Genomic DNA, 1,512 nt, shown 5'->3' on the forward strand with positions numbered 1-1,512 from the left:
TGAGTTTTGGCAGCCAACTTCACAGCTTTTGGCTCTGGACGTGTGTTTGTGTGATGCGTTTGCGTAAAATGCCTTTCAAGAAAAATAGTTGAAAATCATTTTGAAACAATAGGCTACGAAGCTAACAAACGCCTCAAGAGGGACTGTCAACGCGTAGCGTTTCTAGTCCCAATGAGCCGCGGTGGTTACGGTTGTTGTGTTTGAGTTTCGTTGTTATGCGTTGTCAGCCCCTTAGGTGGACGTTAGCTGTTATTTACGTTTGCGAATACAGATGAAATTTTCATTCTGGGACTATCCTGTTTTACCCTTTCACTATGTTCTAATTTATCCAATAATACATCTATGTGTATGAAATATAAGATTTATTTTATTTTCCTTGATTCTTTGGTAAAGTCACTCTAGGAGCGATTTAAGAGATTGAGGAAAGTAAATATGTTCATCAAATATGATTTTGTACACCAAAAGAAAAATCCAAGTCTATCTATGGTCGTTCTATCTCAGGAGGGCGATCTAGTTACATGTAGGAATGGGAAGAAAATAGAAACCTTCAAATTTGAAGAGTTAGAGTTAGATATCCTGGTAGCAGGTGGTGTTGGGATGCCAAATGATGATTTTGATCCTTACTTCAGTTGCTGATTGAACTTGAGTAATCCATAGTTTTTTGGGTTTTTTAGCGTTGCACTTAGTATATGAATCCAAAACAGCTAACAAACGCCTCAAGAGGGACTGTCAACGCGTGGCGTTTCCAGTCCCAATGAGCCGCGGTGGTTGCAGTTGTTGTGTTTGAGTTTAGTGGTGATGCGTTGTCAGCCCCTTAGGCGGGCGTTATGGCGCAAGGCATGACACACACATTTATAGGAACGATTATGAATAAAATGGAATTTGTTCGCTCACTATTGATCGAAAAGGATATTAGTGTTCGTTTAACTAAACCTTATCCATATCTATTCTACAAATTTGCTCGTTTAGATATGAAGCCTAGGGTGTTTGAAAGTCCGTTGAAGCTATTTGTTCTTCAATCAGTGCTTGGCACTGTCTTTTGGGGTGGGTTCATGTGGCTCTTAGTCTGGCAGTTTCAAGGCTTTGCAGCTTCTCAAATTTATGCGTCGATTTTTTTGGTGTGATTACTGGTTTATTCCTTGCGGTTGAGGTCGCTAGGATACGCCGGAAACATGGGGTCACCGATTTTGATAGTTGGCTTAAGGCAAATGGTTTGAAATAGCGCCATAACAAACGCCTCAAGAGGGACTGTCAACGCGTGGCGTTTCCAGTCCCATTGAGCCGCGGTGGTTACGAGTGTTGTGTTTGAGTTTAGTTGTTGTGCGTTGCCAGCCCCTTAGGCGGGCGTTATGCTTAATCCATAAAAATCAGTAGGTTGTGTTTGTCGATTTCTTTGGCATTTCGTTCAGGTTTTGTCGGCAATTCAATATTGTTTTTCGCTGTCTAATGAAACGGCAATGCATCTGGCGCTGTAAATTCTGAGTTATTGCCTCATTGGTTTTTTGAGCTGCG

General features: G+C 41.4%; 2 protein-coding genes and 1 pseudogene. All 3 read left to right on the top strand.

Going from position 1 to position 1,512, the window contains the following annotated elements; all coding sequences use genetic code 11:
* On the top strand, window positions 1-67 hold a 67-nt coding region (locus tag D908_RS20290), incomplete at its 5' end, for a DUF645 family protein (RefSeq protein ID WP_005522132.1).
* A 365-nt stretch (window positions 68-432) separates the two neighbouring features.
* Complete coding sequence (locus D908_RS18040; RefSeq protein WP_005522134.1) at window positions 433-636, top strand: hypothetical protein; 204 nt, start codon at window positions 433-435, stop codon at window positions 634-636.
* Between the two features lie 230 nt (window positions 637-866).
* Window positions 867-1,222, top strand: a pseudogene (locus D908_RS22265) (DUF6404 family protein).
* Window positions 1,223-1,512 lie beyond the last annotated feature (290 nt).

The organism is Vibrio mimicus CAIM 602 (assembly GCF_000338875.1).
Taxonomy (GTDB): Bacteria; Pseudomonadota; Gammaproteobacteria; order Enterobacterales; family Vibrionaceae; genus Vibrio; species Vibrio mimicus.